Here is a 25,369-nt window from a genome sequence, read left to right as displayed (position 1 = left end):
AACAAGTATCAAATCAAAGTGTATATTTACAGTCATTGGCGCCATAATAAAAAGATGCCTTACCTTTAAGTTCGCCCCTGGTCACACGTTATCTAAAATTTTAAAGTCATATAAAATGACGGGGCAGGGGAGAGATACAGCAGCCAAAATGATCAAGACATGAGAGAGTCCGCCCGTATATAGCAGCGGAACGCTACGCATAACTGCCCCGGTTGGGGAAGACCTCGTAAATGAAGGAAGATTTTTACATAGCGGGTTTAACGCAGGGGAACGAACAGGTTTTTCGTGAGATATTTGAAGAATATCATACGAGGCTGTGCTATTTTGCCGCCACCTTCCTGGTTACCGGCCAGGACGCGGAAGATGTAGTGCAGGAAGCGTTCGTAAAGCTCTGGCAAAGACGGGAGCATTTCCCTGAACTGAACGCCGTAAAGGCCTTTCTCTATATTACGGTCAAGAACAGCTGCCTCAACATCTACAAGCACAATAAGGTAGTACGTAAATATGAAGGCCGGCTGGAAGAAGAATGGGAAAGTGATGTAATGGCCCGTATCATTGAATCGGAAGTGCTGGAAAATGTGTTCCAGGCGCTGGAAAAACTGCCCGCGGGTTGCAGGAACGTATTGCAGCTCAGTTATTTTGAAGGCATGAAGCATAAAGACATCGCCAGCCATTTGCAGGTGTCTGTCAATACCGTGAAAACACAGAAAATGAGAGGTATCCAGCTGCTCAAAAAGTTGTTGGGCGGTTCTTTCTTCACCTTTTTCCTGCACCACCACTGGTAGCAGCGGCATAAAAAAAATTCCCCGCTCTTTTCACCCATTTCCTGCCTGAGGTTGTTTCTACTCCAATTAAAGATCTATGATGTTCAAGAAGATTTTATTGGCAGTGGGGCTATGTTGTATAGTAAGTATACTTCACGCACAAACATTTAACGTGCTGGATTATGGCGCAAAGAAAGACACCAGTGCATTGAGCACAGATGCTTTTAACAAGGCCATTGACGCCTGTCATAAAAATGGGGGAGGAAAGGTAGTTGTACCGGCAGGCATGTACCGGTCTGGCACCATTTATCTAAAAAGCAATGTCAACCTGCATTTTGAGCATGGCGCTACCTTGTACGCAAGTACGGACGCCAGGGATTTTCCCGGAGCGTCCAAAACGTTTTACGGCTCTTACCAGGACTTTTACGGCTGGTATGCCCTGATCTTTGCGGAAGGGGCCAGCAACATAGCGGTAACCGGTTACGGGGTGATCGACGGCAACGGCAGCCGGCAGTATCGCAACGCAAAAATGTTTCCACGCGGGGTGAGAGACGGCCGGCCGCGCAACCTGCTTTTTATTGGCTGCAATAACGTGACCGTTGAGGGCATAACCCTCACTCACGCCGGGTTCTGGAACCAGCACTATTATAACTGTGAAGATGTGATGGTGAATAACATCAAGGTATACAATCATGGCAGAAAAAATAACGACGGCCTTGATATTGACGCCTGTAGGCGGTTTGTGCTTAGCAACAGCATCATAGACGCTGATGACGATGCCATTGTGATCAAAAGCAGCGATACTGCCGTCTCTAAAGATATTACCATTACCAATTGTGTCATCAGCAGCTTTGCCAATGCCATTAAATGCGGAACGGAATCTACCGGCGGGTTTCAGAACATCAGTATTTCCAATTGCGTTATCAAACCGTCCAGGTCTCATTCTCAACCGGCGTTCAACACGCCCAGGTACGGCATTACCGGCATTTCTCTCGAAATGGTGGATGGCGGCATCATGAACGGCGTCAGCATCAACAACATCGTGATAGAGGGTACGGATTGCCCGCTCTATGTAAGGCTGGCCACCAGGAACCGCAAACACACGCCCGATGCGCCGCCGCCGCCCGTTAGCCGGATGATGAACGTGCAACTGTCCAACATCCTGGCTTATAATACCGGCAATTACTCCTCTTCCATTACCGGGGTGCCGGGCGCCAGGATCAGGAATATCTATTTAAGTAATATCAGGATATTTAACCGGGGCGGGGTGCAGCCGGGCGCGTACATCCCAACGCTGGATAAGGTAAAAGAATCGGAGAACGGCTACCCGCAGCCCACCGTATGGGGCAATTTGCCCTGCTACGGCCTGCTGGTGAGGCATGTGGAAGATATAGACATTGTGAACTGCACGTTCAAAAGCGAGCAGCCAGACCCCCGGCCCGCCGTTATTGCCGGGGATGTTGACAACCTGGTGGTAGACGGGCTGCAGACCGATAAGGCAAATTCCAGGAAGGCACTGGTCATGCAGGAGGTGAAACGGAGCAGGGTGAGGTAGCCCCGTTTACGGCAAAAAAAAATAATGCCTCCTTTCACCCCTTTTTCACCTGAGGTTGTTTCTACTATAGTCACGCATATGGAACAGAACGAAAAATATCTCGACATAGCCGCATTGATAGGCAAGTCCCTGCAAGGGGAACTGACCCCTGAAGAGGCGGCAGCACTGCAGGCGTGGGTAGAGGAGAGCAGCGAAAATAAAGCGCTTTGGGAACGCCTCACAGATCCGGCATACCTCCAGGAGCGGGTACAGTATTGGGAGCATGACCGGGATAGGTCGGTACACTGGCGGCAGCTGTCTGAGAAGATCTCCGGGAAACGGCCTGCCGGCCGGGTGGTGGCGGTGCGCAAGGCGCTCCGGTATGCGGCCATGCTGTTGCCGTTGCTGCTGCTGGGCGGGGCCGCCTTGTATTTCTTCTGGCTCAGGGCGCCGCAAGGGGAAGAAACGCTGGCCTCAACAGAGCTACAGATCTTCCCGCAGGGAAAAGTAGCGCAGCTCATCCTGGCCAACGGGGAAAAGGTCAACCTGAACGATAGCCTGCAAAAGGCCATCACAGAAAAAGACGGTACAAAAGTACGCAACAGCGCCAGCGCATTGAGTTATGTATCCGGCCCGGCCGGCGCGCATGTGGCCACGTTGTATAATACGCTGGTAACGCCCCGCGGCGGAGAATACCGCATAGAGCTGTCTGACGGTACAAAGGTATGGCTCAACGCCGCGTCTTCGCTGCGTTACCCCACACAGTTCAATGGAAAAGAACGGAAAGTGTACCTGAGCGGGGAAGCCTATTTTGAAGTGGCGAAAGATGCAAAACAGCCCTTCATTGTCAATACGGACAGGATGGACATTACCGTGCTGGGTACAAAGTTCAACCTGAGCGCTTACCCTGATGACCCTGTGCATAAAACAACCCTGGCGGAAGGATCGGTACGCGTCAATAGCGGCGGCGGCGGTGTTATGCTGAAGCCGGGCTATGAAGCGGTGATCGGGAAAAACAACCCGGCCATACAGGTCAGCAAGGTGAACGTAGAGGCGGCATTGGCCTGGAAGAACGGTATGTTCGTGTTTGACAGCGAGTCGCTGGGCAGCCTGATGCGGAAACTGTCCAGGTGGTATAACGTAGAGGTGAAGTACGATAACGGTGTAGATACCCTGTTTCACTTCACCGGGCGCATCCGGCGGTATGAGGATATAAAAGGGATCTTAAGTTTAATAGAACTGACAGGAAAAGTACATTTCACGTTTAAAGATCATGAATTGCACGTAATGAAATAGAAAAAGTATATCAATCAAAGTCAAAAAAAAGCCAGGAATGCTCCAACATCCCCGGCTCCAGAAGTTGAAATCACCTGTTCATTCCGGTCAACACCCGCCTGGGCTAATGCTTTCGGCAGGAGAGAACGAGCAGGTATTATTCTACCCTTAATCGTACCAAGGTATGAAGAAAAATCTATTTATCCAAGGCCGGTTTGCCGGGCATGGCATCTCGGCATTAATTGTCCGAGCCATGCGTATCACTGTATTTTTGACCCTGGCATGTGTAGTGAATTTGCATGCTGCAGGCTACTCGCAGGAAACAAAACTGACCCTGGACCTCAGGGACGTAAAGCTGTCCAAGGTACTCAGCGTTATTCAGCAGGAAACGGACTACCAGTTCCTGTACAACGATGAAGATGTAAAAAATGCACCGTCTATCAGTATTACGGTGAAAGATGCTACTGTTCCTCAAATATTAGCTATCTGTTTTAAGAATTACCCCCTCAACTACCGTATCCAGAACAAAACGGTAGTAGTGCTCCAGCACCCGGCGTCTGTTGGCAGAGAAGTGCCTGACAGGCCTGCCGTGCCGCCATTTGTGGTAAAAGGCAGGGTCACCGATGAGCAGGGCAACCCCTTGCCGGGCGTAAGCGTAGGCTTGAAAGGCCAAAGCAGCGGCACCGTTACGGATGCCAATGGCCACTATTCGCTCTCGCTGGAGAACGGCAACGGCACACTGGTATTTTCATTCATCGGATACACCAAACAGGAAAAAGAGGTGAGCGGCCGGTCAGGTATTGATGCGGTGCTGGTAAAAGCCGTATCTGTACTAAACGAAATGGTAACCGTTGGGTACGGCGTTCAGAAGAAGGAGAACCTGACCGGGGCTATCACCCAGATCAGCGGAGAGCAGCTGGCAGACAGGCCGGTATCTAACCTGCAGCAAGTGCTGCAAGGCGCGGTGCCCGGCCTCAACATCCAGGCCACAGCGTCTTCCGGGCAGCCGGGTGAAGGCCATTCCGTTAATATCAGGGGACTGGCCTCTTTGTCAAACACCGCAGGCGGGGCGTCCTTTACGCCCGGAGCGCCGTTTGTGCTGGTAGATGGTGTACCCATGGACCTGAACGATGTAGACCCCAACAACGTAAAATCTATTTCGGTATTGAAAGATGCCGCTTCCACCGCTATTTACGGCGCCCGTGCGGCCTACGGTGTTATTTTGATCACCACCAAAACCGGCCTGGAAGGCGGCGGCATGAAAGTGTCCTATTCCTATAACTATGCGCTGGCGCAGCCTACCACTTTTCCCAAGCAGGTAGACGCGCTCACCTTTGCATTGATCCTTGACTCCGCCGCAGTGAACAGCGGTGTGGCGCAACCTTACACCCCGGAGGCTATTGACCGTATCAAACAGTTCATGCAAGACCCCGTGAACACGCCCGGCGCTATACCGAACGCGACCGGCACGGGCTGGAACTTTAGCGGTTCAGGTTTGGGCGCCAACGCCAATACGGATTGGTATGATGTGCTGTTCAGGAAAAATGCCATCAGGCAAACGCACAACATCAGCATTTCCGGTTCCGGCAAGAACGTCAGCTATGCCTTGTCCGGCGGCTTCTTCCATGAAGACGGTATTTCAAGGTACGCGTCTGAAGAGTATACGCGGAAGACCCTGAGCGGTAGAATTGAAGCAACGCCGCTCAGCTGGCTGAGAGCAGGCCTGATCACCAAATACGTGGGCTCTGAAGACAGCTACCCGTGGGATATCAGCGCAGACGGCCGTAACTTCTTTATGAACAGGATATCCCGCAATGCGCCTACACTGCCTTTATACAATCCGGAAGGGGGGTACTTCAACGCATCCGGCATCAACTCCGGGCTGAATGAAAAGGAGCACCGCAAAACCGCCCAATGGGTGCTGTCTCCCAACATACACCTGGAACCGGTCAAGAACTGGGTTACCACCCTGCAGTATAACTACACCTATACCAACTATTCGCAGACGAACATTGCGAACACCTTCTACCAGATGCAGCCGGACGGTACCAAAATGTACGGGATAACGCAGTCCCAGACCAGGTACATTGCCAGCGCCCGTACCACCACCTATACGTCTCCCAACATCACCAGCACCTATTTCCGGCAGGTTGGCGGGCATTACATCGGCGCGTTGGTAGGGTACCAGCAGGAACTGCAGACCATCTTTGGCCTGAGCGGCAATGGTACTTACCTGCTGACGGACAATGTGCCTTCTCTCAGCACCACGGTAGGCGTAAAGAACCCGGCTGATGACAAGGGCCACTGGTCTACCCAGAGCTACTTCGGCAGGCTGAATTACAACTTCCATGAAAAATACCTGTTTGAGGCCAACGTACGCAGAGACGGCTCTTCCAGGTTTGCGCCGGGCAGCCGCTGGGGTACTTTCCCCTCCGTGTCTGTAGGCTATAATATTGCCAAAGAACATTTCTTCCCGTTCAAACAGCACATCAGCATGATGAAATTCCGCGCTTCCTGGGGCTCCATCGGCAACCAGAACGTGGCCAATTACCTCTACATCCCGCTCATGTCTAACGGGCTGGGCAATTACCTGCTGGGGGGAGACAAATCTTTCCTCGTAACCCCCCCGAACGAGACCACTACCGGTCTTACCTGGGAAAAAGTAAATACCAAAGACATAGGGCTGGATATGTACCTGTTCAATAACCGGCTGTCTATTACGGCAGACTGGTACCAGTCAGACATCAACAACCTGGTTGGCCCCGGTATGGCCATGCCCCAGATATACGGCGGCACGGTGCCCCGCAATAACGACGGCTCCCTGAGAACAAGAGGATGGGAAGTACAGGTGAACTGGAAGCAGGCGCTCGGTAAAGGCTTCAGCTATTTTGTGAACGTGAACCTGTCAGACCACCGGTCTGTAGTGACCAGCTACAACAACCCGCTGAAACTGTTAAGCACTTTCTACGAGGGCCAGGTGATCGGCGAGATATGGGGCTACAAGTCGGAAGGGCTGTACCAGTCTGCTGAAGAAGTGACCAAACGTAACATAGACCAGTCGTTCATCTTTAGCGGCAACTGGATGCCGGGAGATATGAAATACAGTGACCTGAACGGAGACGGTAAAGTGAACGACGGACAGAAAAGGGCGGATGATCCTGGAGACATGACCGTGATCGGCAACACCCAGGCCCGGTACAAATACGGTGTTTACGCAGGCGCCAATTACAAAGGTTTTGACCTCAGCTTCATGATACAAGGCGTGGCCAAACAGGCCATATGGCCCGGCGGCGGCGTGCAGAACGCGTTCTGGGGCCCCAGCCAGGGTGAAGGCGGCGTGGTGATATTAAGAGGGCAGGAAGATTATTGGCGCGCCGATAACCCGAACGCCTATTTCCCCAAACCCTATTTCGGCGGCGCCGGGGTAGCGCGCACTACCATGAACAAAGCTACCAGCGACCGGTATCTGCAGAACAAGGCCTACCTGCGGCTGAAATCCCTGCAGCTCGGCTACAGCCTCCCCGCTTCGCTGATCAGCAGGATCAGGGCTAACCAGCTCCGGTTCTACCTCTCGGGAGAAAATCTTTTCACAAGCACCAAATACATGTTTTTTGACCCGGAACTGACCGGCTACGGCAATTACCCGTTGCAGAAGGTATTTTCTTTTGGTTGTAACGTTACTTTTTAATGGACACTTCAGTAAAAACGTCAGAACATGAATAAGCTAAAATCTATTATATCGTTCTTTGTTATAACAGCCCTTGCGGCCGGCTGCACAAAAGACTTTCTGGAACGCGCGCCGCTGGATACCATTTCAGAGCCTGAGTTCTGGAAAACGGCTAACGATCTGCAGTTATACGTGAACAACCTGTACCACAACTCATGGAAGAACCAATATGAGATGGACAATGGGTCGGACAACGCCCTCTCCACCAACGGCGCCTCTACCTGGATGAACGGGCTTACGCAGCCCACCGCAGATGCTACCGGGTCTTCCTACACCCACATCAGGAACGTGAATATCATGATCGCCAATATGGACAGGGTGACCGAGGCAGACGGCGATCAATACAAGGGAGAGGCCTATTTTATCAGGGCCAGGCACTATTTTGACATCCTCGGCAATGTGGGCGCCGCACAACTGGTAACAGAGCCGCTCAAAAGCACGGACGAGCGCCTGTACATGCTGCGGACCCGGCGGGATTCTGTGGCGGATTTCATCCTGTCTGACCTGGACAAGGCCATTGCGCTCCTGAAAACAAAAGACCAGCTCAAACTGAGCAATGAGTACCAGCGTATCAACAAAGACGCCGCCATTGCGTTCAAAGCAAGAATAGCGCTGTTTGAAGGTACATGGGAGAAATACCACAACGGTACGCCTTTCGGCGTGCCGGGCGGCGACTATAACAAATTTCTGCGCATAGCGGCGGAGTCTGCCAAATTGCTGATGGATAACTACGGCTATACGCTGGACGATGATTTCCAGAAGGTACATAATGACCATACCATTGCCGGTTCGCAGATCCCCGTAAAAGAGATCATCTTTGCGCGCCAGTTCAGCAACCTGAAGTTCGGCGGGGGAGGAAGGGAGATATACGGCAACCCGGATATCAATCAGTGGCCGCACAAAGTAGGCTACACCCGCTCTGCCATCAGGAGCTTCCTCTGTACAGACGGCCTGCCCATCAGCGTGAGCCCGTTGTACGAAGGGGACCAGTCCCTGGCCAACATCGGCAAGAACAGGGACCCCCGGCTGGACATGTCCGTATTCACCCCCGGTGAAGTATACAGGATCTCCGCCCTGGGAGACACTACCCGGTTCGTGAACCCGTTTACGACGGTAGACGCGGCAGGGCAATACCAGCCTACCGGTTATACCAGCCAGAAGTTTTATACGTATGACCTGGAAAGCCCCACGTCAAACCCCAAAACATGGGACATGATCACCGTGTTTTTCCGGTACGGCGAAGTGTTGCTGATCTATGCAGAAGCAAAAGCGGAACTGGGAGAATTTGACCAGGCTGTGGCAGATATAACCATCAACAAACTGAGAAGCAGGGCCAGTGTGAACATGCCGCCGCTCATGGTGGGCGCAATTGTTGCCGATCCTGAATGGCCTGACCATGGTTATCCTCTTTCGCCCCTGCTGCAGGAGATCAGGAGAGAGCGCCGCGTAGAATTGCTGGGTGAAGATTTCCGGTTCGATGATATCAGGAGGTGGGCGGCCGCCAAGCTGATCATCGGGCAAAATTTCCAGGGCGCCTATTTTGAGCCGATCATGAACAACGGTTCCGGCAGAACGATTGCTAAAGACGACGATAATTATTTTCTGCCTTTCAAAACGCAGTTGCCGAACGGGTACCAGTTTGACCCGGGCAAAAATTACCTGATGCCGTTCCCGATGAACGAGATCATCATAAATCCCGCACTGACAAAAAATCCTGGTTGGTAAATTGGTAAAGTAACGGCGGGAGCAATGGTCTCCCGCCGTATTCCCCTCACGTCAATTGATAGTTGATTTGCCTGCCATCCAGGCAAAGCCGGGATGCAATGCCCGGCCCCAGTAACATGTTTTGCAGACTTAAACAGATGATAATGAAAACTTGTGTGGATGTGCCGCCCGTTGCGGCAGTGCGGATATGGAGCGGTGTTTTGACGTATTGCATTTTCGGTGTACTGCTGGCGGCATGCCGCGTGCCGAAAAGCGTGGAAGACAATAAGCAGGCGGCAGGCGGCGTGAACGTGGTCTATATTCTCGCGGATGACCTGGGCTATGGGGACCTGCAATGTTTTAACCCCAACGGCAAAATACCAACGCCGAACATAGACCGGCTGGCAGCGGAAGGAATGAAGTTTACAGATGCCCATTCTTCGTCCGCGGTATGCACACCTTCAAGATACAGTATTCTTACCGGTAGGTACCCCTGGCGCTCAACGCTGCAAAAAGGGGTGCTATTTGGCTATTCGCCTCCCCTCGTTGAGCCGGAGCGCCTCACGGTGGCGGAACTTTTTAAACAGCAAGGCTACTACACCGCTTGTGTGGGTAAGTGGCACCTGGGTATGGATTGGCCTGTAAAGAATGGCTATACGAACATTAAAACGGGCTGGGAAATAGACTATGGCCAACCCATACACCAGGGGCCAACTACAAGAGGCTTCGATTACTACTACGGTATCAGCGCTTCGCTGGATATGCCGCCGTACGTTTTTATTGAGAACAACAAAACCATGGGCATACCCTCGGTCACCAAACAATACGGCCGCAGCGGCCCGGCGGCGGAAAACTTTGAGGCAGTGAACGTACTGCCCGCCATCACCCGTAAAGCGCAGCAGATCATCACTGCGCAGGCCGGCAAAAAACAACCTTTCTTTTTATACTTCGCTTTGCCCTCACCCCATACGCCCGTAGTGCCGGGAGCCGCGTTTGCGGGAAAAAGCGGCGTTACGGCCTATGGTGATTTTGTAATGGAAACAGACTGGGTGGTAGGCCAGATCATGCAAACGCTGGATGCCGCGGGCATCACAGGCAACACCATTGTGTACTTTACCAGCGACAATGGTTTTGCGCCCTACGTACTGAACAAGTACAACGTGGAAAAAATGGGCCATTACCCCAGCTATACCTTCCGCGGGTACAAGGCAGACATCTGGGAGGGCGGCCACCGCGTTCCGCTGGTGGTGCGCTGGCCGGGCGCCATTCCGGCCGGGTCTGTCAGCAATGCTACCGTATCCCTTACAGATCTGATGGCCACCAGCGCGGACATGCTGCAGGTGAAGCTGCCCGGCAACGCGGCGGAAGACAGTTACAGCCTGCTGCCCTGCTTTACCGGCAAGGCAACAGGGCCGGTACGCCCGGCCATTGTGTATGCCTCTATTGACGGCAACTTTTCCATCCAGGAAGGCCAATGGAAGCTGGTGTTCGGCCCCGGTTCAGGCGGCTGGGCGGCTCCCCGGAACAATAAGGCTTATCAGCAGGGTTTGCCGCTTGTGCAGCTCTATAACATGGAGGCGGATGTTTCCGAGAAACAGAACGTGGCAGGGGAGCGGCCGGAGGTGGTGAAACGCCTTACCGGTTTGATGGAGCAATATGTGGCGAACGGCCGGAGCACGCCGGGTACGCCCTTGCAGAACAATGCAGCGGTAGATATCTGGAAGAAGGGATATATAAAACAAACAGGGAAATGAGAAAATTTACTTTTTTACTTTTTGCGGGAATAGTGATGTGCCTCACGGGCGCAGGCCAGCAGCAGCAGGCTTTACGCATTGTGCCGGAGCCGGTATCCGTGTCGGTGCAGAACGGGCATTTTTTATTGCGGCCGGATACCCGCATCATGGTGTCCGGTGCGGAGGCTTCCGGCGTAGCGTCACTGCTGGCCGGCATGCTGAACGCGCCCACCGGCTACCGCATAGCGGTACAAACCGGCAAAGGCACGCAGGAAGGGAATGTGATCGTGCTGCGCATCAACGCCGGCCGGGACGCCTCACTGGGTAATGAAGGCTACACGCTGCGGGTATCGGAAGGCCAGGTGGTAATTGCCGCCAACGGGCCGCAAGGGCTTTTTTATGGCATGCAAACGCTGCTGCAGCTGCTGCCTCCCGCCATCGGCAGCCCCGCCGTGGTAGAAAATACGCGCTGGGAACTGCCCTGCGTCAGTATAACGGACTACCCGCGTTTTGGCTGGCGCGGCCTCATGTTGGACGTGAGCCGCCACTTCTTTCCCAAAGAGGTGGTCAAACAATACATCAATGAACTGGCCAGGTATAAATTCAACGTATTTCACTGGCACCTGACGGATGACCAGGGCTGGCGTATTGAAATAAAAGGCATGCCGGAGCTGACAGGAACCGGCGCCTGGCGCGTGCCCCGCACCGGGCAATGGGGCACTTTTGCCCCGCCCCAACCCGGGGAGAAAGCCACAGACGGCGGCTACTATACGCAGGAGGATATCCGCGAAGTAGTGGCCTATGCCAAAGAACGTTTTGTGACCGTATTGCCGGAAATAGACGTACCGGCGCACTGCCTGGCGCTCATTGCCACTTACCCCCACTTGTCCTGCTCCGGGCTGCAATATGATGTAAACCCCGGCAGCAGGTTCCTGAAAAAGGATATCAACAATGTATTGTGCGTGGCCAACGATTCTGTTTGGCAGGTACTGGATAAAGTATTTACACAGGTAGCGGCCTTGTTCCCCGGAGAATACATCCATGTGGGAGGAGATGAAGCGCATAAGAGTTTTTGGGAAGCCTGCCCGAAAGACCTGGCATTGGCCAAAAAGCTGGGTATCACTGTCAAGGAAGGGTTGCAGCCTTACTTCGAGAAAAAGATGCGGCAGCTCATTGTGGCCAAAGGCAAAAAGATGATAGGCTGGGATGAGATATTGAATGACGAGTTGCCGGTAGATATTGCCGTTATGTCCTGGCGTGGTATGAACCCCGGTACGGCCGCGGCTAAAAGAAAACACCCGGTAGTGATGTCTCCCTGGGGCCAGGCCTACCTGGACCTTTACCAGGGAGACCCGCTGGTGGAGCCCAATACCTACGGCATGCTGCGGCTCAAAACATGTTATGAATTTGACCCGCTGCCGGAAGGTGTAGACCCGCAATATATTCTTGGCGGGCAGGGCAACCTGTGGACGGAGGCCGTGCCCACCCAACGCCAGGCGGAGTACATGACCTGGCCGCGTTCCTTTGCATTGTCTGAGGCTTTTTGGTCACCGGCGGGCAAGCGCAACTGGCCTGATTTTATCCGCCGGGTGGAGCAGCAGTTCCACTACCTGGACGCCGCCCGGGTGAAATACGCCCGCAGCATGTACGATGCCATTATTGACGTGGCCAAGGGCAGCGATGATTCTTTAAAAGTAACGCTGGCAACGGAAGTGCCGGGGCTTGACGTGTACTACACTTTTGACGGCACCAACCCGGATAATTTTTGCGCCCGGTATGCCGGCGTCCCGCTGGATGTGCCGAAAGGCGCCACGCAGGTGCGTGTAATTACCTACCGGGGGCGGCAGCCCATTGGGCAGCAGATCAACTGCCCGCTCAGCGTGCTGCAAACAAAGCTGGAGAAAAGGATAAAAAGGGAAATGCAGCAGCGGCAGCGGCAACAAGAACAACAGCAGCAGGCAAAGTAGCACTATCAATATTTACCGAAAACTATGTATATGAGAACGGTTGGAATGATCCTGGGCATGATGATGTTATGGCCCGCGGCGCATGGTCAGGGTAGCCCTGAAAGCCAGGCCGCGCCGGCCTGGGCGGATATTTCGCTAAATGACCTGCATGCGTTCGCAGACCCGGGCGCCAACTGGAGCATTGTGGCGGAAGCGTGGGGCAATTACACCCGCACGGGAGCGCTGGAGAAAATAAAAGAAGGCAAAGGAGTAGTGATCAACCATCCCTCGGAAAAAGCCCGTACCCCATTGGTCACAAAGCAGCATTTCGGGGATATTGAAATTTCACTGGAGTTTATGATGGCAAAAGGCTCTAACTCCGGCGTATACGTACAAGGGAAATACGAGATACAGCTGGCAGACAGCTGGACCAAGTTAATGCCTGCTTCCGGTGACTGTGGCGGCGTGTACCAGCGGTGGGACCGCGCCCGCCCGGCCGGGAGCAAAGGCTACGAAGGCATACCGCCGCTGCAGAATGCCTGCCGTGCGCCTGGCTTGTGGCAGCACCTGGTCATCAGGTTCAGGGCGCCGCGCTTCAATGCGCAGGGAGAAAAAACAGGCAACGCCCGGTTTGAAGAAGTATACCTCAACGGCGTGCTGGTGCAAAGCCAGGTAGAAGTAACCGGCCCCACGCGCTCGCCTTCAACGTCAGACAAGGAAGTGGCAACCGGCCCGCTGTTATTGCAGGGAGATCACGGAAAAGTAGCGTTCCGCAACATCCGTTACCGCCCCCTGCACATCGCGCCCGTAAAGCCGCCGTATAAATCTCCCATTATTGTTACCCCGGGCCGCCAGCCTTACCTGCTAAGGAGCTTCATGGAATTTGGCGGTCAAAAACTGGTGTACGTGATCTCCATGGGAGACCAGTCAGGCCTGAACTATTCATATGACCTCAGCACGGGAGCGCTGTTCCAGGTATGGCGCGGCCGTTTCCTGGATGTAACGGATATGTGGCATAGCAGGGGGCAGGCGCAGCTGGCCCTGCCGCTGGGCGCCGTAGTGCCCTTTTCCGCCGCTCCCGGCGTAGCCGTGCTGGCAGATAAAGGCGCACCCTGGCCGGATACGGTGGCCACAGGCAGCTTCCGGGAAGAGGGGTATGAGCTGGATGCGGACAGGGTACCCACCTTCAGCTACCTGATAGCGGGCGTACCGGTCAAAGACAGGATAGCGCCCACCGCCGGCCGCAATGGATTCGAAAGGACCATAACGGTAGCCAGCGCTCCGCCCGGCCTCTATAGCAGAATAGCGGCTGCCGCCACCATTGAGCAGCTTGGCAGGGAACTGTACCGGATAGACGGCGCCTGTTACATCCATATAGACAAACGTTACAACCCGCAGGTAAGATCAACGGGGAAAGGAGCGGAAATGCTGGTGTCCCTGGCGGGCCTGAAACAGCCCTTTACCTATTCCATCATCTGGTAACCATAGAATACTGTAGACAATGACGATACATTTCAGCCTGAAGCATTTATTATGGAGTGTGATAGTGGTGATGGGCGCGGTTACGTTGGCAAAGGCCCAGGTGAAGAAAGACATCGCCGGCCCGCCGAAAGAAGAAGACTTCTACCAGCTCCAGACGGTGCCGGTACCGGAAGATATTTTCCTGGAAGTTGGCGGCATGGCTTTGCTGCCCAATGACAAGCTAGCGGTTTGCACACGGCGCGGTGAGGTCTGGATCATTTCCAACCCCTACATGAAAAATGGCCGCCCCCCGCAGTACCGTTTGTTTGCCCAGGGGCTGCACGAGCCGCTGGGGCTGGCCTTTCACAAAGGTGACCTCTACGTGGCGCAGCGCCCGCAGATCACGCGGCTGAGAGATAAGAACAACGACGGGGTGGCGGATGAATATAAAAACATTTATACGTTCGCCATCACCGGCAACTATCATGAATATGCTTACGGGCCGGTGTTTGACAACGAAGACAATATGTTCGTAACGCTCAACCTCGGCTGGTTCCGCGATGTGTTCAAAGGCGGCGCTATGGAAAGCAGGGCGCCCTGGCGTGGATGGATGCTGAAAGTATCCACAGACGGGCAGATGACGCCCTTTGCCGCCGGTTTCCGCTCTCCCGCGGCTTTGACGGTAGACAAAGACGGCAACGTTTTTTTTGCAGAGAACCAGGGAGAATGGGTAGGCTCCGGCCATATTACGGAAGTAAAAAAAGGAGATTTTTTGGGTCAACCTTCCTCGCTGGCATGGGCTGATCTGCCGGGCTCGCCCGTAAAATTGAAAGCTGAGGATATACCGGACAGCGGCAAGCCGGAATTTGAAGTAGCTAAACAGATTACTAGTCTCAAAACACCCAGTGTCTGGGTTCCACATGCGATCCTGGGCGTTTCTACGTCCGGGCTGTTAATTGACTACAACGGGCAGATGGGCCCGTTTGAAGGACAATTTTTTGTGGGAGACCAGGGCCAGAGCATGATAAACCGTGTGGCCCTGGAAAAAGTAAAGGGCGTATATCAGGGGGCTGTATTTCCCTTTAGAAAAGGATTTTCTTCTGGCGTGCTCAGGTTATGCTGGGGAGCGGACGGGAGTATGTTCGTAGGAATGACGTCGAGAGGCTGGGGTTCCGGTGGCGGAGAGCCATTTGGGCTGCAGCGGCTGGTCTGGAACGGGAATGTGCCCTTTGAGATCAAAAGGGTGCATGCCAGGCCAGACGGGTTTGAACTGGAGTTTACTTTACCGGTAGACAAAAGAACGGCCCGGGCGGCGGCTTCCTGCCACGTCAGAAGTTTTACGTATAAATATCACCGCCAGTACGGCAGCCCCATCATCAATAGCAGGGACCGCCCGCTGAAAGCCGTCACCGTATCGCCTGATGGCCTGAAAGTAAGACTGGTGCTGGACAGCCTGAAAGAAGGGTATATCCACGAAATAAACGCCGCCGGCATACGCTCCGCGGCCAACCAAAGCCTGCTGCACAACACAGGTTATTATACGCTGAACAGGATACCGGATGGGCCAAAGATGACAGTTACCGCCGAGAACAGGGTGAAAGTTGTTAAGAAAAGTACGGTGCAGCACACACAGGCAAAGCGCCCCTCACCAAAAGGGCCTGCCGCTCCTTCCGCCAAAAACAGGATACCCGACTATGCTGAGGTTAAACCGTTGCTGACACAATATACCTGCCTGTCTTGCCACGACCCGGTAAAAAGACTCGTTGGCCCTCCGTATGCCGAAGTGGCAAAGCGCGGGTATTCCATCGACAAAATGATACGGCTCATCCACAACCCGGAGCCGCGGAACTGGCCTGATTATGCAACGCCCATGCCGCCCATGCCGGACATACCGGCGCCCGATATGAAAAAGATCGCAACATGGATCAACTCATTAGCCAAATAAAGATGAAGAGATTTTATTTATGAAAACACGGACTATTTTACTGCTGGCCTTCGGTATCTTTTGGGGCCTCTTCGGAACAGGCTGCACCCAGAAACGCCCTGGCATGCCCCATGTACTGGTATTCACCAAAACAGCGGGCTTTCATCACGGCGCTATTGCCGACGGTGTAAAGGCCATAGAGCAACTGGGCCGCCAGCATCACTTCACCGTAGATACCACTTCTAACGCCGCCCGCTTTACAGAAGATACCCTCAAACAATACGCCGCCGTCATCTTCCTCAACACCACCGGTGATGTGCTGGATGCCGGCCAGCAGGCGGACTTTGAGCGGTACATCCAGGCGGGCGGCGGTTATGTGGGCGTTCACGCCGCCAGCGATTGTGAGTATCACTGGCCCTGGTACGGCAAACTGGTAGGAGCTTATTTTAAAGGGCACCCGCGTACGCAGGAGGCCCGGCTGAATATACATCGTGACAGTAAGTTCCCCGTTACGGACTCCCTGCCTGACCCCTGGACCAGAACGGATGAATGGTACAACTTCCGGGAGATACCGGAGAACGTACAGGTGCTGGTGAGCATAGACGAAGGGAGCTATGAAGGCGGCAAGAACGGGGCGGACCACCCCATGGTGTGGTACCACGAGTATGACGGCGGCCGCGCTTTTTACAACGCGCTGGGCCATACGCCGGCATCTTACACAGAGCCTGCTTTCCTTCAATTATTGCACGCAGGTATCCGCTATGCCATTGGTGAAAATGCCGTGCTTGATTACGGGAAGGCCACTACCTTGCGTAAGCCGGACGATGCCCGTTTCTCCAAAAAATTCCTGGCCGGAGGGCTGTACGAGCCTACGGAGCTGACCGTATTGCCTGACCGCAACATACTGATAGCCGAACGCCGGGGTACCATCAAGTTCTTTGACCAGGCCAGCCAGGCCATACGGGAAGTAGCCCAGCTGGATGTGTACCATAGCGGGCTCAACCCCGGCGGCAGCACGGAAGGAGGGCTGCTGGGCATGCAGGCGGACCCGCAGTACGAAAAGAACCACTGGATATATGTGTATTATTCCCCAACAGGGGCTAAACCGGTAGACCGCCTTTCCCGCTTCAGGTTCGAGAACGGCCGGTTTGACCTGCCGTCTGAACAGGTGATACTGGAGGTGACCACAGACCGTGAAATATGCTGCCATACCGGCGGCTCCATTGCCTTTGACGCCAGCGGCCACCTGTACCTCTCCGTGGGAGACAATACCACCCCTTTTAATGAAGTGGATAAGGCTACGCGCAAGGCGTACGATGTTAACCTGTATGGTTTTGCCCCGCTGGACGACCGCCCCGGTTTTGAGAACTATGATAACGGCCGCGCGGCGGGCAACAGTAACGACCTGCGCGGAAAGATATTACGGATACGCGTAAACGAAGATGGTACTTACAGCATCCCCGATGGCAACCTGTTCCCGAAAGGCACCCCGCAGACCCGCCCTGAGATCTATGTGATGGGCAACCGCAACCCTTACCGTATTGCCGTAGACAAGCATAGTGGCTATTTATATTGGGGAGAAGTAGGGCCGGACGCGGGTAATGACAGCCTGTCCACCCGCGGCCCCCGCGGCTATGACGAGATCAACCAGGCCAGGAAGGCCGGGAATTTCGGATGGCCTTATTTTGTGGGCAACAACTACGCCTATTTTCAATATGATTACGCCACCGGCGTATCTGGCCCGGTATTCAACGCAGACGGGCCTGTTAACCATTCCAGGAACAACACGGGCATCAAACAATTGCCGCCCGCCCAACCGGCTTTTATCTGGTATCCCTATGCCGTGTCTCAAGACTTTCCGGTGCTGGGAACAGGCGGGCGTACCGCCATGGCGGGGCCGGTGTACCATGTAAAAGACTATCCCGAGGCCACCCGTTACCCCCGCTACTACGATGGCAAGTTGTTCATCTATGACTGGATGCGCAACTGGATCATGGCAGTTACCATGACGAAAGAAGGTAACCTGCAGACCATAGAAAAGTTCATGCCGCACGTCCGGTTCAGCAATATCAGCGATATGGAAGCCGGCCCTGACGGACAGCTCTACATAGTGGAATATGGCGGGCAATGGCGGCATAAAAATGCGGATGCCGGTTTGTCCGTTATTACATATAACGGCGGAAATCTTGCACCGGCGGTACAACTGGCGGCAGACACATCGGCCGGTGCGCTTCCGCTTACCGTACGTTTTTCCGCGGCTGGCACGGTTGACCCCGATGGGGACCCGCTGGCCTATACCTGGAACTTCGGGGACGGGGAGCCGTTGCAAACAGCTGTCCCCGAGGCCAGCCACACGTTTACAAAGGCAGGTACTTATCCTGTATCAGTAGAAGTAACAGACGGGAAAGGAGGTAAAACGAAAGGCCCCCTGGTACATGTGTATGCCGGTAACGCGGTGCCCCGCGTAAAGATATCGGTAGCAGGCAACCCGTCTTTCTACTTTCCGGACCGCCCGCTCAGTTACGAAGTGGAAGTGAACGATGCGGAAGATGGCCGTTCAGGCCAGCCGGGATTTGACGCGGCAGGCGTGATGGTACGCGCTGATTATATCAGCAAGCCGGACAAGGCCCTGCTGCTGGAAAACGGAGCGCCCAAAACAGGCGTTGCATTTTCTGGTAAAAGATTGATGGAGTCGTTGGACTGCAAGTCTTGCCACCAGGTAGACGCCGTCTCTGTAGGGCCTGCCTTTAAACAGGTAGCGCTGCGGTATAAAGATGATAAAAGGGCGGTGAACTTTCTGCCGCACAAGATCATCAACGGCAGCAGCGGCAACTGGGGGCAGGTTGCCATGGCGGCCCATCCTGACCTGTCTGTTCCCGATGCGCAGAAGATCGTTTCCTGGATATTGTCACTGGCAGGCAGCAGCGGCAACACCATGCCGCTGAAAGGCAGCATACTGCCTGCCCGGCAGTTCCAGCTGGTGCCCCGGGGCGCCATAGCCCTCTCTGCCGCTTATACGGACAAGGGCGCCGAAGGCATACTGCCCCTCACCGGCAACGCCGTGCTGGTATTGCGTGACCCCACGCTGCCCGCGCGGTCTGCTGATGCATCCTCTGCAGACGCGGCCAACAGCAAGCTGGGCAACATGATGGTGGTACATCTCAAAAACAGGGGCTGGCTCAAGTTCTCCGGCATCAGCCTGGAAAACGTAAAAGGAATACAAATAAAGTATAGTACGGACCAGCTGTCAGATAAAGGATGGAAAGTATCGCTGCGCCTGGGCAGCCCGCAGGGCCAGTTATTGGGCACTGCCGTTATTGGCCGGGGCATAGCTGACCGCAGGGAGGCCTACGCCGTGCTGCCCCTGAGCCAGGCGCCAGACAGCGCCCGGCACGATGTGTATTTCGTGTTCCAGAAAGAAGACCCGGAAGAAACAGGGGGATTGGGCATTGCTGAATTTACGATCAAAACGAAATAAGGGAATAACAAGACCGGTATTGCCGGATTCAATATCAAATGAAACAAGAAGCGGACAACATGCCAAACAAAAAAAGAAATGTGAGAACTTATGTAATAACCCTGGCGGCAGCGCTGCTGTGTGCCGCTGCGGGAAAAAGCCCGGCCCGCGCTATGGCGCCGCCGCAAGCCGCATCAACGGGAACGCCGCAGGACGTGCTGGGCGCCTACCAGGTCAAAAGCCCTGATGGCCGCCTTGTTATCACCGCCGCTGTTGCCAACGGTGCTATCCGTTATGCCGTATCCGCCAATGGGGTGCGGTTGATCACCTCTTCGTATATGGGGCTTGATTGCGGGCCGTCCGGTATGTTCCCTTCCAGCGGCTGGAAGGTGAGCAACGTAGTCAGGCGCCGCACGGATGACGTATGGAAACCCGTATGGGGCAAGCGCGCCACCGTGCGCAACCGGTACAATGAAACTACCGTTCAGCTCCAGGGCCCGGCCGTTCCGTTTAACAAGCTGCACATTGTGATCAGGGCCTATAACGATGGTGTGGCGTTCCGTTACGAAGTGCCGGAAGATGCCGGCGGGAGGGAAGGTGTTTGTGAAAAGGAGCTGACCACGTTTGATTTTGCAGGGGACTATACCGCCTGGTTCTATAACGGGGAACACGCCAACCTGGGCCCCGGCAAACTGACGGACGTACAGGGCAACCGCCGTCCCGTTATGACGGTGAAGGCGGCAGACAATGCCTACATGGCCATCCTGGAGGCTGACTTGCGGAGCGGCAGCCCGTTGGCGCTGCATAGCGAAAAAGGAGAAAGATCGTTTTCCGTAACATCCGCTCCGGGCGTTATCAAACCGGGGTATGTTTCCGCGTGGCGGGTAGTGCTGTATGGAGAAACGCCCGGCGCGCTGGTAGATGCGCATGTAACAGAACTGTTGAATCCCGCCCCGCCCGCGGGGGCTGATTTTTCCTGGGTGAAGCCGGGCGTGGCATTATGGAACCGCCGCGTGGAAGGTGTAAAGGCAGATGGTTTTACGTACTACGTGCAGGCATATGACACCTGGGTACGGCTGGTAGATTTTGCCGCAAAAAGCGGCATCCCCTACCTGCAGATGGACTCCGGCTGGTACGGGGACCAGTTCAGCAGAAACTCCGACCCGGTCAACGGCGGCCGGGCGGCAGAGATCAGGGAACTGATCGCATATGCCCGCACAAAAGGAGTGAAGGTATTGCTTTATATGAATGATCTTGGCTCCAAAGACTTCCCGCTGGAAGAAACGTTTAGGCAATACAGGCAATGGGGCGTGGCCGGTATCAAGTACGGGTTTATGAGAGGGCCCATGGCGGAGAGGAATACCCGCACGCGGATGATCACGGAGCTTTGCGCAAAATACCAGCTGCTCTGTAATTTTCACGACGGGCCGGTGGCCCCCTACGGGCAAATGCGTACCTGGCCCAATGCCATTACCCGGGAGTACAACCAGGCCCAGCTGGATGCGCTCACCTATTTTCAGCCGTCAACATTTGTGACCACGGTGTTCGTGAACATGCTGGCAGGCCCGCTGGACATGACCAACGGCGTGTTTGACCTGATGAGGAGCAGGCCCGTCAATATCAGGAAGGAAGACCAGAACATGTACAACCATGTGTATAAGGGAGACGTGCCCTCCACCGTAACCGCTGAGGCCGCCCGTACCCTGATCACTTTTTCAGGGCTTACCACCATCCCCGATGTGCCGGAGAACTACGAGAAATTCCCCGAGCTGTTTGCCTTTGTTGCCGCGGAGAAAATGCCGTGGAAAGATAGCAGAACGCTTCTTGGAGAGATCGGCGGGTACATCGTAATGGCCCGGCAGGCCGCTGACGGCGCGTGGCTGGTGGGCGCCGCCAACAATGAAACGGCCAGGGATATTTCCATTCCATTACACTTTCTGGGAAAAGGAAAATACGAAGTAACCATTATGCAGGATGGTGACGGTGCGCATTACAAGACCAACAGAACGGCCGCTAAAACAGACCGGAAGATATTGCGTTCATCAGATCATGTTCCTGTAAGGCTGGCTGCCGGTGGCGGCGCCTGCCTGCTCATCAAAAAGAAACAGGCCCGCTAACAGGGCCATCGGTGATCAAAAAAACAGTTATGAAAAAATTATTCCAGTTCAGCAAATTAACCGTACTGGCCCTTGCCGGGACGGTTGCCAATGGCCATGCCCAGCAAAAAACGGCAAAGCCCAACATCATCATCGTGTATATGGACGATATGGGCTATGGGGACGTGGCGGCCTACGGCGGCATTGATTATATGACCCCAAATATAGACAAGCTGGCAGTACAGGGAATGCGCTTTACGAATTTTTATTCGGCACAACCGGTGTGCAGCGCTTCCCGTGCCGCTTTATTAACGGGCTGTTACCCCAACCGCATCGGTATTCACGGTGCTTTGGTGCCCCGTTCCAAGATCGGGCTGAGTGACCAGGAAGAGACCATTGCCTCCACGCTGAAGAAGAGCGGGTATTTTACCGGCATCATCGGCAAGTGGCACCTGGGAGACTCGGAAAAGTTCCTGCCCCTGCAGCACGGCTTTGATTATTTTTTCGGGCTGCCCTATTCCAATGATATGTGGCCGGTAGACTATGACTGGACAATGGTAACTGATACCACCAAGTGGAGAGGGCGCATCCCCCCGCTGGCCCTGATAGATGGTAACAAGACCCTGCGGCATATCACTACTCAGGAAGAACAGTCCATGCTGACCACCTGGTACACGCAAAAGGCCACCAGGTTCATCAAAGAGCATAAGGGCCAGCCGTTCTTCCTGTACCTGGCGCATAATATGGTGCATGTGCCGCTGGCGGTATCTGACAAGTTCAGGGGAAAAAGCAAACAAGGGTTGTTCGGTGATGTGATGATGGAAATAGACTGGTCTATGGGAGAGCTGATGAAAGCATTGAAAGAGACCGGGCAAGAGAACAATACCCTGCTCATTTTTACCGCGGACAACGGGCCGTGGCTGCTGTTCGGTAACCATGGCGGTTCTGCCGGCGGTTTGAGAGAAGGTAAAAGCACCACCTGGGACGGCGGCGTGAAAGAACCCGCCATTATGCGCTGGCCGGGCGTGATCCCCGCCGGTACCATCTGCAACAAGCTGGCCGCCAATATAGACCTGCTGCCTACGGCCGCCGCCATTGCCGGCGCCCCGCTGCCTGCCCGGAAAATTGACGGCGTAAACATTTTGCCTTTGCTGAAAGGAGATCAGCACGCCAACCCGCGTGACCACATGTACTATTATTACCAGAAGAACAGCCTGGAGGCCGTGAGGCAAGGAGAATGGAAGCTGGTATTCCCGCACCGCTATGGGTCTTTCGTAGACGGGGTGCCGGGGGTGGACGGATGGCCTGGAAAAAGCCGCCCGGACTCTACCGGCCTGGCATTGTACGATCTGCGGCGGGACCCGGGAGAGCGGTATGATGTAAAAGACAAGCACCCCAACATCGTACAGCAACTGCAGCAGTTGGCAGAGCAGGCACGGGAAGACCTGGGAGACGATCTTACCAACCGGCCAGGCCGTAACAGGCGGTCTCCCGGAACATTGTAAAAAAATAATCACAGGCATTCAAAAGGACCGCTATGGCAAAAATGGTCTTTATTACCGTGTTATCCGTTCTGGTAAATGCGACCGTATTAAAAGCGGGGGCTGGCGCGCATGACAGGCCGAACATCCTGTTCCTGCTAACCGATGACCAGACCTTCAATACCATTCGTGCCCTGGGGAACAGGGAGATCTTTACCCCTGCTATAGACAAGCTGGTAAGGGAAGGCACTGCCTTCACCCAGGCGCACATCATGGGCGGGCTGATGGGAGCTATCTGCTGCCCCAGCAGGAACATGGTGCTCACCGGCAGAACGCTGTTCCGCCTGCACAAGGCCGGCGGGCTCATTCCCCCGGCTGACGTTACGTTCCCGGAACTGTTCCGCGCCAACGGCTATGTTACTTTCGGCACCGGCAAGTGGCACCAGAACGTAGCGTCCTTTGCCCGGTCTTTTTCTACCGGCGATAACATCTTTTTCGGCGGCATGCATTCGCCCAATACAGGTGGCCATTACCGCCCGCGCCTCCATCATTACGACAGCAGCGGCCAATATGACCACCCGTTCTGGGGGGATCATTTTTCTTCTGTTTATTTTGCGGACGCGGCGGTTGATTTTCTCAAAAGCCTGCAGCATGCCACCCGGCCTTTCCTGATGTACGTGGCTTTCACCTCCCCGCACGATCCCCGCACGCCGCCCACCGGGTATGGCCGCAGTTACCAGGCAGGCGAGATCTCCCTGCCGCCCAATTATTTGCCCATGCATCCCTTTGACAACGGGGAGCTGCATATAAGGGGAGAAATGCTGTTGCCCTTTCCGAGAACAAAAGAAGCGGTGAAGGAAGAGATCGCAAAATATTATGCCATGATCAGCGAGGTAGATCACCAGATCAGCAGGATATTGGAACAGCTCAAACAGACCGGTAAAGACAAAAACACACTGATCGTTTTTACGAGCGATAATGGTTTGGCCGTAGGGCAGCACGGGCTGCTCACAAAGCAGAACCCGTATGAGTCCGCCATGCGCGTACCGCTGGTATTTTCCGGCCCGGGCATACCGGCCAACAAACGGGTGAACGCCTACGTATACCTGAACGATATTTATCCCACTTTGTGTGATATGGCAGGCATTCCCGTACCGCCCGGTGTAGAAGGCTCGTCACTGAAAGCAGCGTTTGGCGGGGGAGATTTCAGCGGGCGTGACCACCTGTTCTTCGCCTATGCCAACCTGCAGCGGGCCGTTGTGAAAGACAGTTTCAAACTGGCCTGTTACAATGTGAACGGGCAGTACCCCGTACAGCTTTTTGACCTGGTCAAAGACCCGTGGGAATTGCATAACCTGGCAGACGAGCCATTGTACCGGCACAAGGTCAGCGCTTTGCGGGCGCTCTTGTCCGCGTCCATGAAAGAGCTGAATGATTTTTGTGACCTGGACAAAGCGGGGTGGGGGTACCCGGGAAAAATGACGTGGAAGGAAATTATCAATGTACGCCCCTGATAGAACTGTTTAAAGCACTTATATGAAAAGTATATTTTCCACCGCCATGAGCTTGCTGCTCTTCCTTTTTTTAACAGGTGGGCGCGCAAAGGCGCAGGCCAGTCCAGACACTTACCTGGCTGAAATAAAAGCGGAGCTGAACAAACAATGGCCCGGCAACCGCACGGTCAACCTGGTGTTTCACGGGCACTCCGTTCCGGCAGGGTACTTCAACACCCCTCACGTAAACAGGCCGGAGGCCTATCCCTTCCTGGTTTTCCGCCGGTTGCAAAAGCAATACCCCTATGCTGTTGTCAATAGCATCACCACATCTATTGGCGGGGAAAATTCAGCGCAGGGAGAAAAGCGTTTTAAAAAAGATGTGCTGCCGCACCGGCCCGATGTGCTGTTCATCGACTATGGGCTGAACGACCGGCGCATAGGTCTGGAAAAGGCCAGGGTAGCCACGGAGAAAATGATAAGGCTGGCGTTGAAGAAACACATCAAGGTCATACTGATCACGCCCTCCCCAGACTTGAAAGTAGACATTACCCAACCCGGTAATATACTGGAGCAGCATGCTGCCCAACTGGCGGAGCTGGCAAAAAAATACCACATAGGGCTGGCCAACAGCTATGCGGCATTTGTAAAGCTCGCCAGGGCCGGTGAAAACCTGCGCGGTTACATGTCTCAATACAATCACCCCAATGCAAAAGGGCATACGGTGATTGCCGGAGAGGTCATGAAATGGTTTGAATGATACATGCTCACGTA

Annotated in this window: 14 protein-coding genes; all 14 read left to right on the top strand. The window is 54.4% G+C overall.

All coding sequences use genetic code 11. The annotated features are described in order from the left end of the window. The first annotated feature begins 230 nt into the window (after positions 1-230). Positions 231-785 (top strand): RNA polymerase sigma factor, encoded by a 555-nt coding sequence (locus D3A97_RS21985; protein WP_119080685.1) that lies wholly within the window; start codon positions 231-233, stop codon positions 783-785. A 151-nt stretch (positions 786-936) separates the two neighbouring features. Beyond that, positions 937-2,319 (top strand): glycoside hydrolase family 28 protein, encoded by a 1,383-nt coding sequence (locus D3A97_RS21980; RefSeq protein WP_198674123.1) that lies wholly within the window; start codon positions 937-939, stop codon positions 2,317-2,319. Positions 2,320-2,397: 78 nt separating this feature from the next. Next, positions 2,398-3,594: a FecR family protein gene (locus D3A97_RS21975; protein WP_198674122.1), complete on the top strand. Its 1,197-nt coding sequence runs from the start codon at positions 2,398-2,400 to the stop codon at positions 3,592-3,594. Between the two features lie 232 nt (positions 3,595-3,826). Beyond that, positions 3,827-7,261: a TonB-dependent receptor gene (locus tag D3A97_RS21970; protein ID WP_198674121.1), complete on the top strand. Its 3,435-nt coding sequence runs from the start codon at positions 3,827-3,829 to the stop codon at positions 7,259-7,261. A gap of 27 nt (positions 7,262-7,288) precedes the next feature. Further along, positions 7,289-9,025: a RagB/SusD family nutrient uptake outer membrane protein gene (locus D3A97_RS21965; protein WP_119080682.1), complete on the top strand. Its 1,737-nt coding sequence runs from the start codon at positions 7,289-7,291 to the stop codon at positions 9,023-9,025. A gap of 143 nt (positions 9,026-9,168) precedes the next feature. Then, on the top strand, positions 9,169-10,758 hold the full coding sequence (locus D3A97_RS21960) for a sulfatase family protein (protein WP_232826046.1): 1,590 nt from the start codon (positions 9,169-9,171) through the stop codon (positions 10,756-10,758). Further along, on the top strand, positions 10,755-12,704 hold the full coding sequence (locus tag D3A97_RS21955) for a beta-N-acetylhexosaminidase (RefSeq protein WP_232826045.1): 1,950 nt from the start codon (positions 10,755-10,757) through the stop codon (positions 12,702-12,704). Before D3A97_RS21960 ends, D3A97_RS21955 begins: the two co-directional genes overlap by 4 nt. Before the next feature lie 30 nt (positions 12,705-12,734). Beyond that, positions 12,735-14,165 (top strand): 3-keto-disaccharide hydrolase, encoded by a 1,431-nt coding sequence (locus D3A97_RS21950; protein ID WP_157986686.1) that lies wholly within the window; start codon positions 12,735-12,737, stop codon positions 14,163-14,165. Between the two features lie 19 nt (positions 14,166-14,184). Next, positions 14,185-16,089, top strand: coding sequence for a DUF7133 domain-containing protein (locus D3A97_RS21945; RefSeq protein ID WP_198674120.1), 1,905 nt, complete (start codon positions 14,185-14,187; stop codon positions 16,087-16,089). Positions 16,090-16,108: 19 nt separating this feature from the next. Next, positions 16,109-19,546: a ThuA domain-containing protein gene (locus tag D3A97_RS21940; RefSeq protein WP_119080678.1), complete on the top strand. Its 3,438-nt coding sequence runs from the start codon at positions 16,109-16,111 to the stop codon at positions 19,544-19,546. A gap of 80 nt (positions 19,547-19,626) precedes the next feature. Next, entirely contained in the window at positions 19,627-21,642 is a 2,016-nt protein-coding gene (locus D3A97_RS21935) for a glycoside hydrolase family 97 protein (protein ID WP_198674119.1), read from the top strand. Between the two features lie 29 nt (positions 21,643-21,671). Further along, on the top strand, positions 21,672-23,126 hold the full coding sequence (locus tag D3A97_RS21930; RefSeq protein WP_119080730.1) for a sulfatase family protein: 1,455 nt from the start codon (positions 21,672-21,674) through the stop codon (positions 23,124-23,126). 32 nt (positions 23,127-23,158) lie between these two features. Continuing rightward, positions 23,159-24,616, top strand: a complete 1,458-nt coding sequence (locus D3A97_RS21925; RefSeq protein ID WP_119080676.1) for a sulfatase family protein — start codon at positions 23,159-23,161, stop codon at positions 24,614-24,616. 22 nt (positions 24,617-24,638) lie between these two features. Then, positions 24,639-25,355, top strand: a complete 717-nt coding sequence (locus D3A97_RS21920; protein WP_232826044.1) for an SGNH/GDSL hydrolase family protein — start codon at positions 24,639-24,641, stop codon at positions 25,353-25,355. Positions 25,356-25,369: the final 14 nt, after the last annotated feature.

Source organism: Chitinophaga alhagiae, from assembly GCF_003568665.1.
GTDB classification, from domain to species: Bacteria; Bacteroidota; Bacteroidia; order Chitinophagales; family Chitinophagaceae; genus Chitinophaga; species Chitinophaga alhagiae.
This window is presented reverse-complemented; position numbering and strand designations above follow the sequence as displayed.

What these genes read in the sequence shown, in the direction of transcription:
- D3A97_RS21985 (WP_119080685.1), top strand. Translation starts at nt 231, where the DNA reads ATGAAGGAAGATTTTTACATAGCGGGTTTAACGCAGGGGAACGAACAG.
- D3A97_RS21975 (WP_198674122.1), top strand. Translation starts at nt 2,398, where the DNA reads ATGGAACAGAACGAAAAATATCTCGACATAGCCGCATTGATAGGCAAG.
- D3A97_RS21970 (WP_198674121.1), top strand. Translation starts at nt 3,827, where the DNA reads ATGCGTATCACTGTATTTTTGACCCTGGCATGTGTAGTGAATTTGCAT.
- D3A97_RS21965 (WP_119080682.1), top strand. Translation starts at nt 7,289, where the DNA reads ATGAATAAGCTAAAATCTATTATATCGTTCTTTGTTATAACAGCCCTT.
- D3A97_RS21960 (WP_232826046.1), top strand. Translation starts at nt 9,169, where the DNA reads ATGAAAACTTGTGTGGATGTGCCGCCCGTTGCGGCAGTGCGGATATGG.
- D3A97_RS21955 (WP_232826045.1), top strand. Translation starts at nt 10,755, where the DNA reads ATGAGAAAATTTACTTTTTTACTTTTTGCGGGAATAGTGATGTGCCTC.
- D3A97_RS21950 (WP_157986686.1), top strand. Translation starts at nt 12,735, where the DNA reads ATGAGAACGGTTGGAATGATCCTGGGCATGATGATGTTATGGCCCGCG.
- D3A97_RS21945 (WP_198674120.1), top strand. Translation starts at nt 14,185, where the DNA reads ATGACGATACATTTCAGCCTGAAGCATTTATTATGGAGTGTGATAGTG.
- D3A97_RS21940 (WP_119080678.1), top strand. Translation starts at nt 16,109, where the DNA reads ATGAAAACACGGACTATTTTACTGCTGGCCTTCGGTATCTTTTGGGGC.
- D3A97_RS21930 (WP_119080730.1), top strand. Translation starts at nt 21,672, where the DNA reads ATGAAAAAATTATTCCAGTTCAGCAAATTAACCGTACTGGCCCTTGCC.
- D3A97_RS21925 (WP_119080676.1), top strand. Translation starts at nt 23,159, where the DNA reads ATGGCAAAAATGGTCTTTATTACCGTGTTATCCGTTCTGGTAAATGCG.
- D3A97_RS21920 (WP_232826044.1), top strand. Translation starts at nt 24,639, where the DNA reads ATGAAAAGTATATTTTCCACCGCCATGAGCTTGCTGCTCTTCCTTTTT.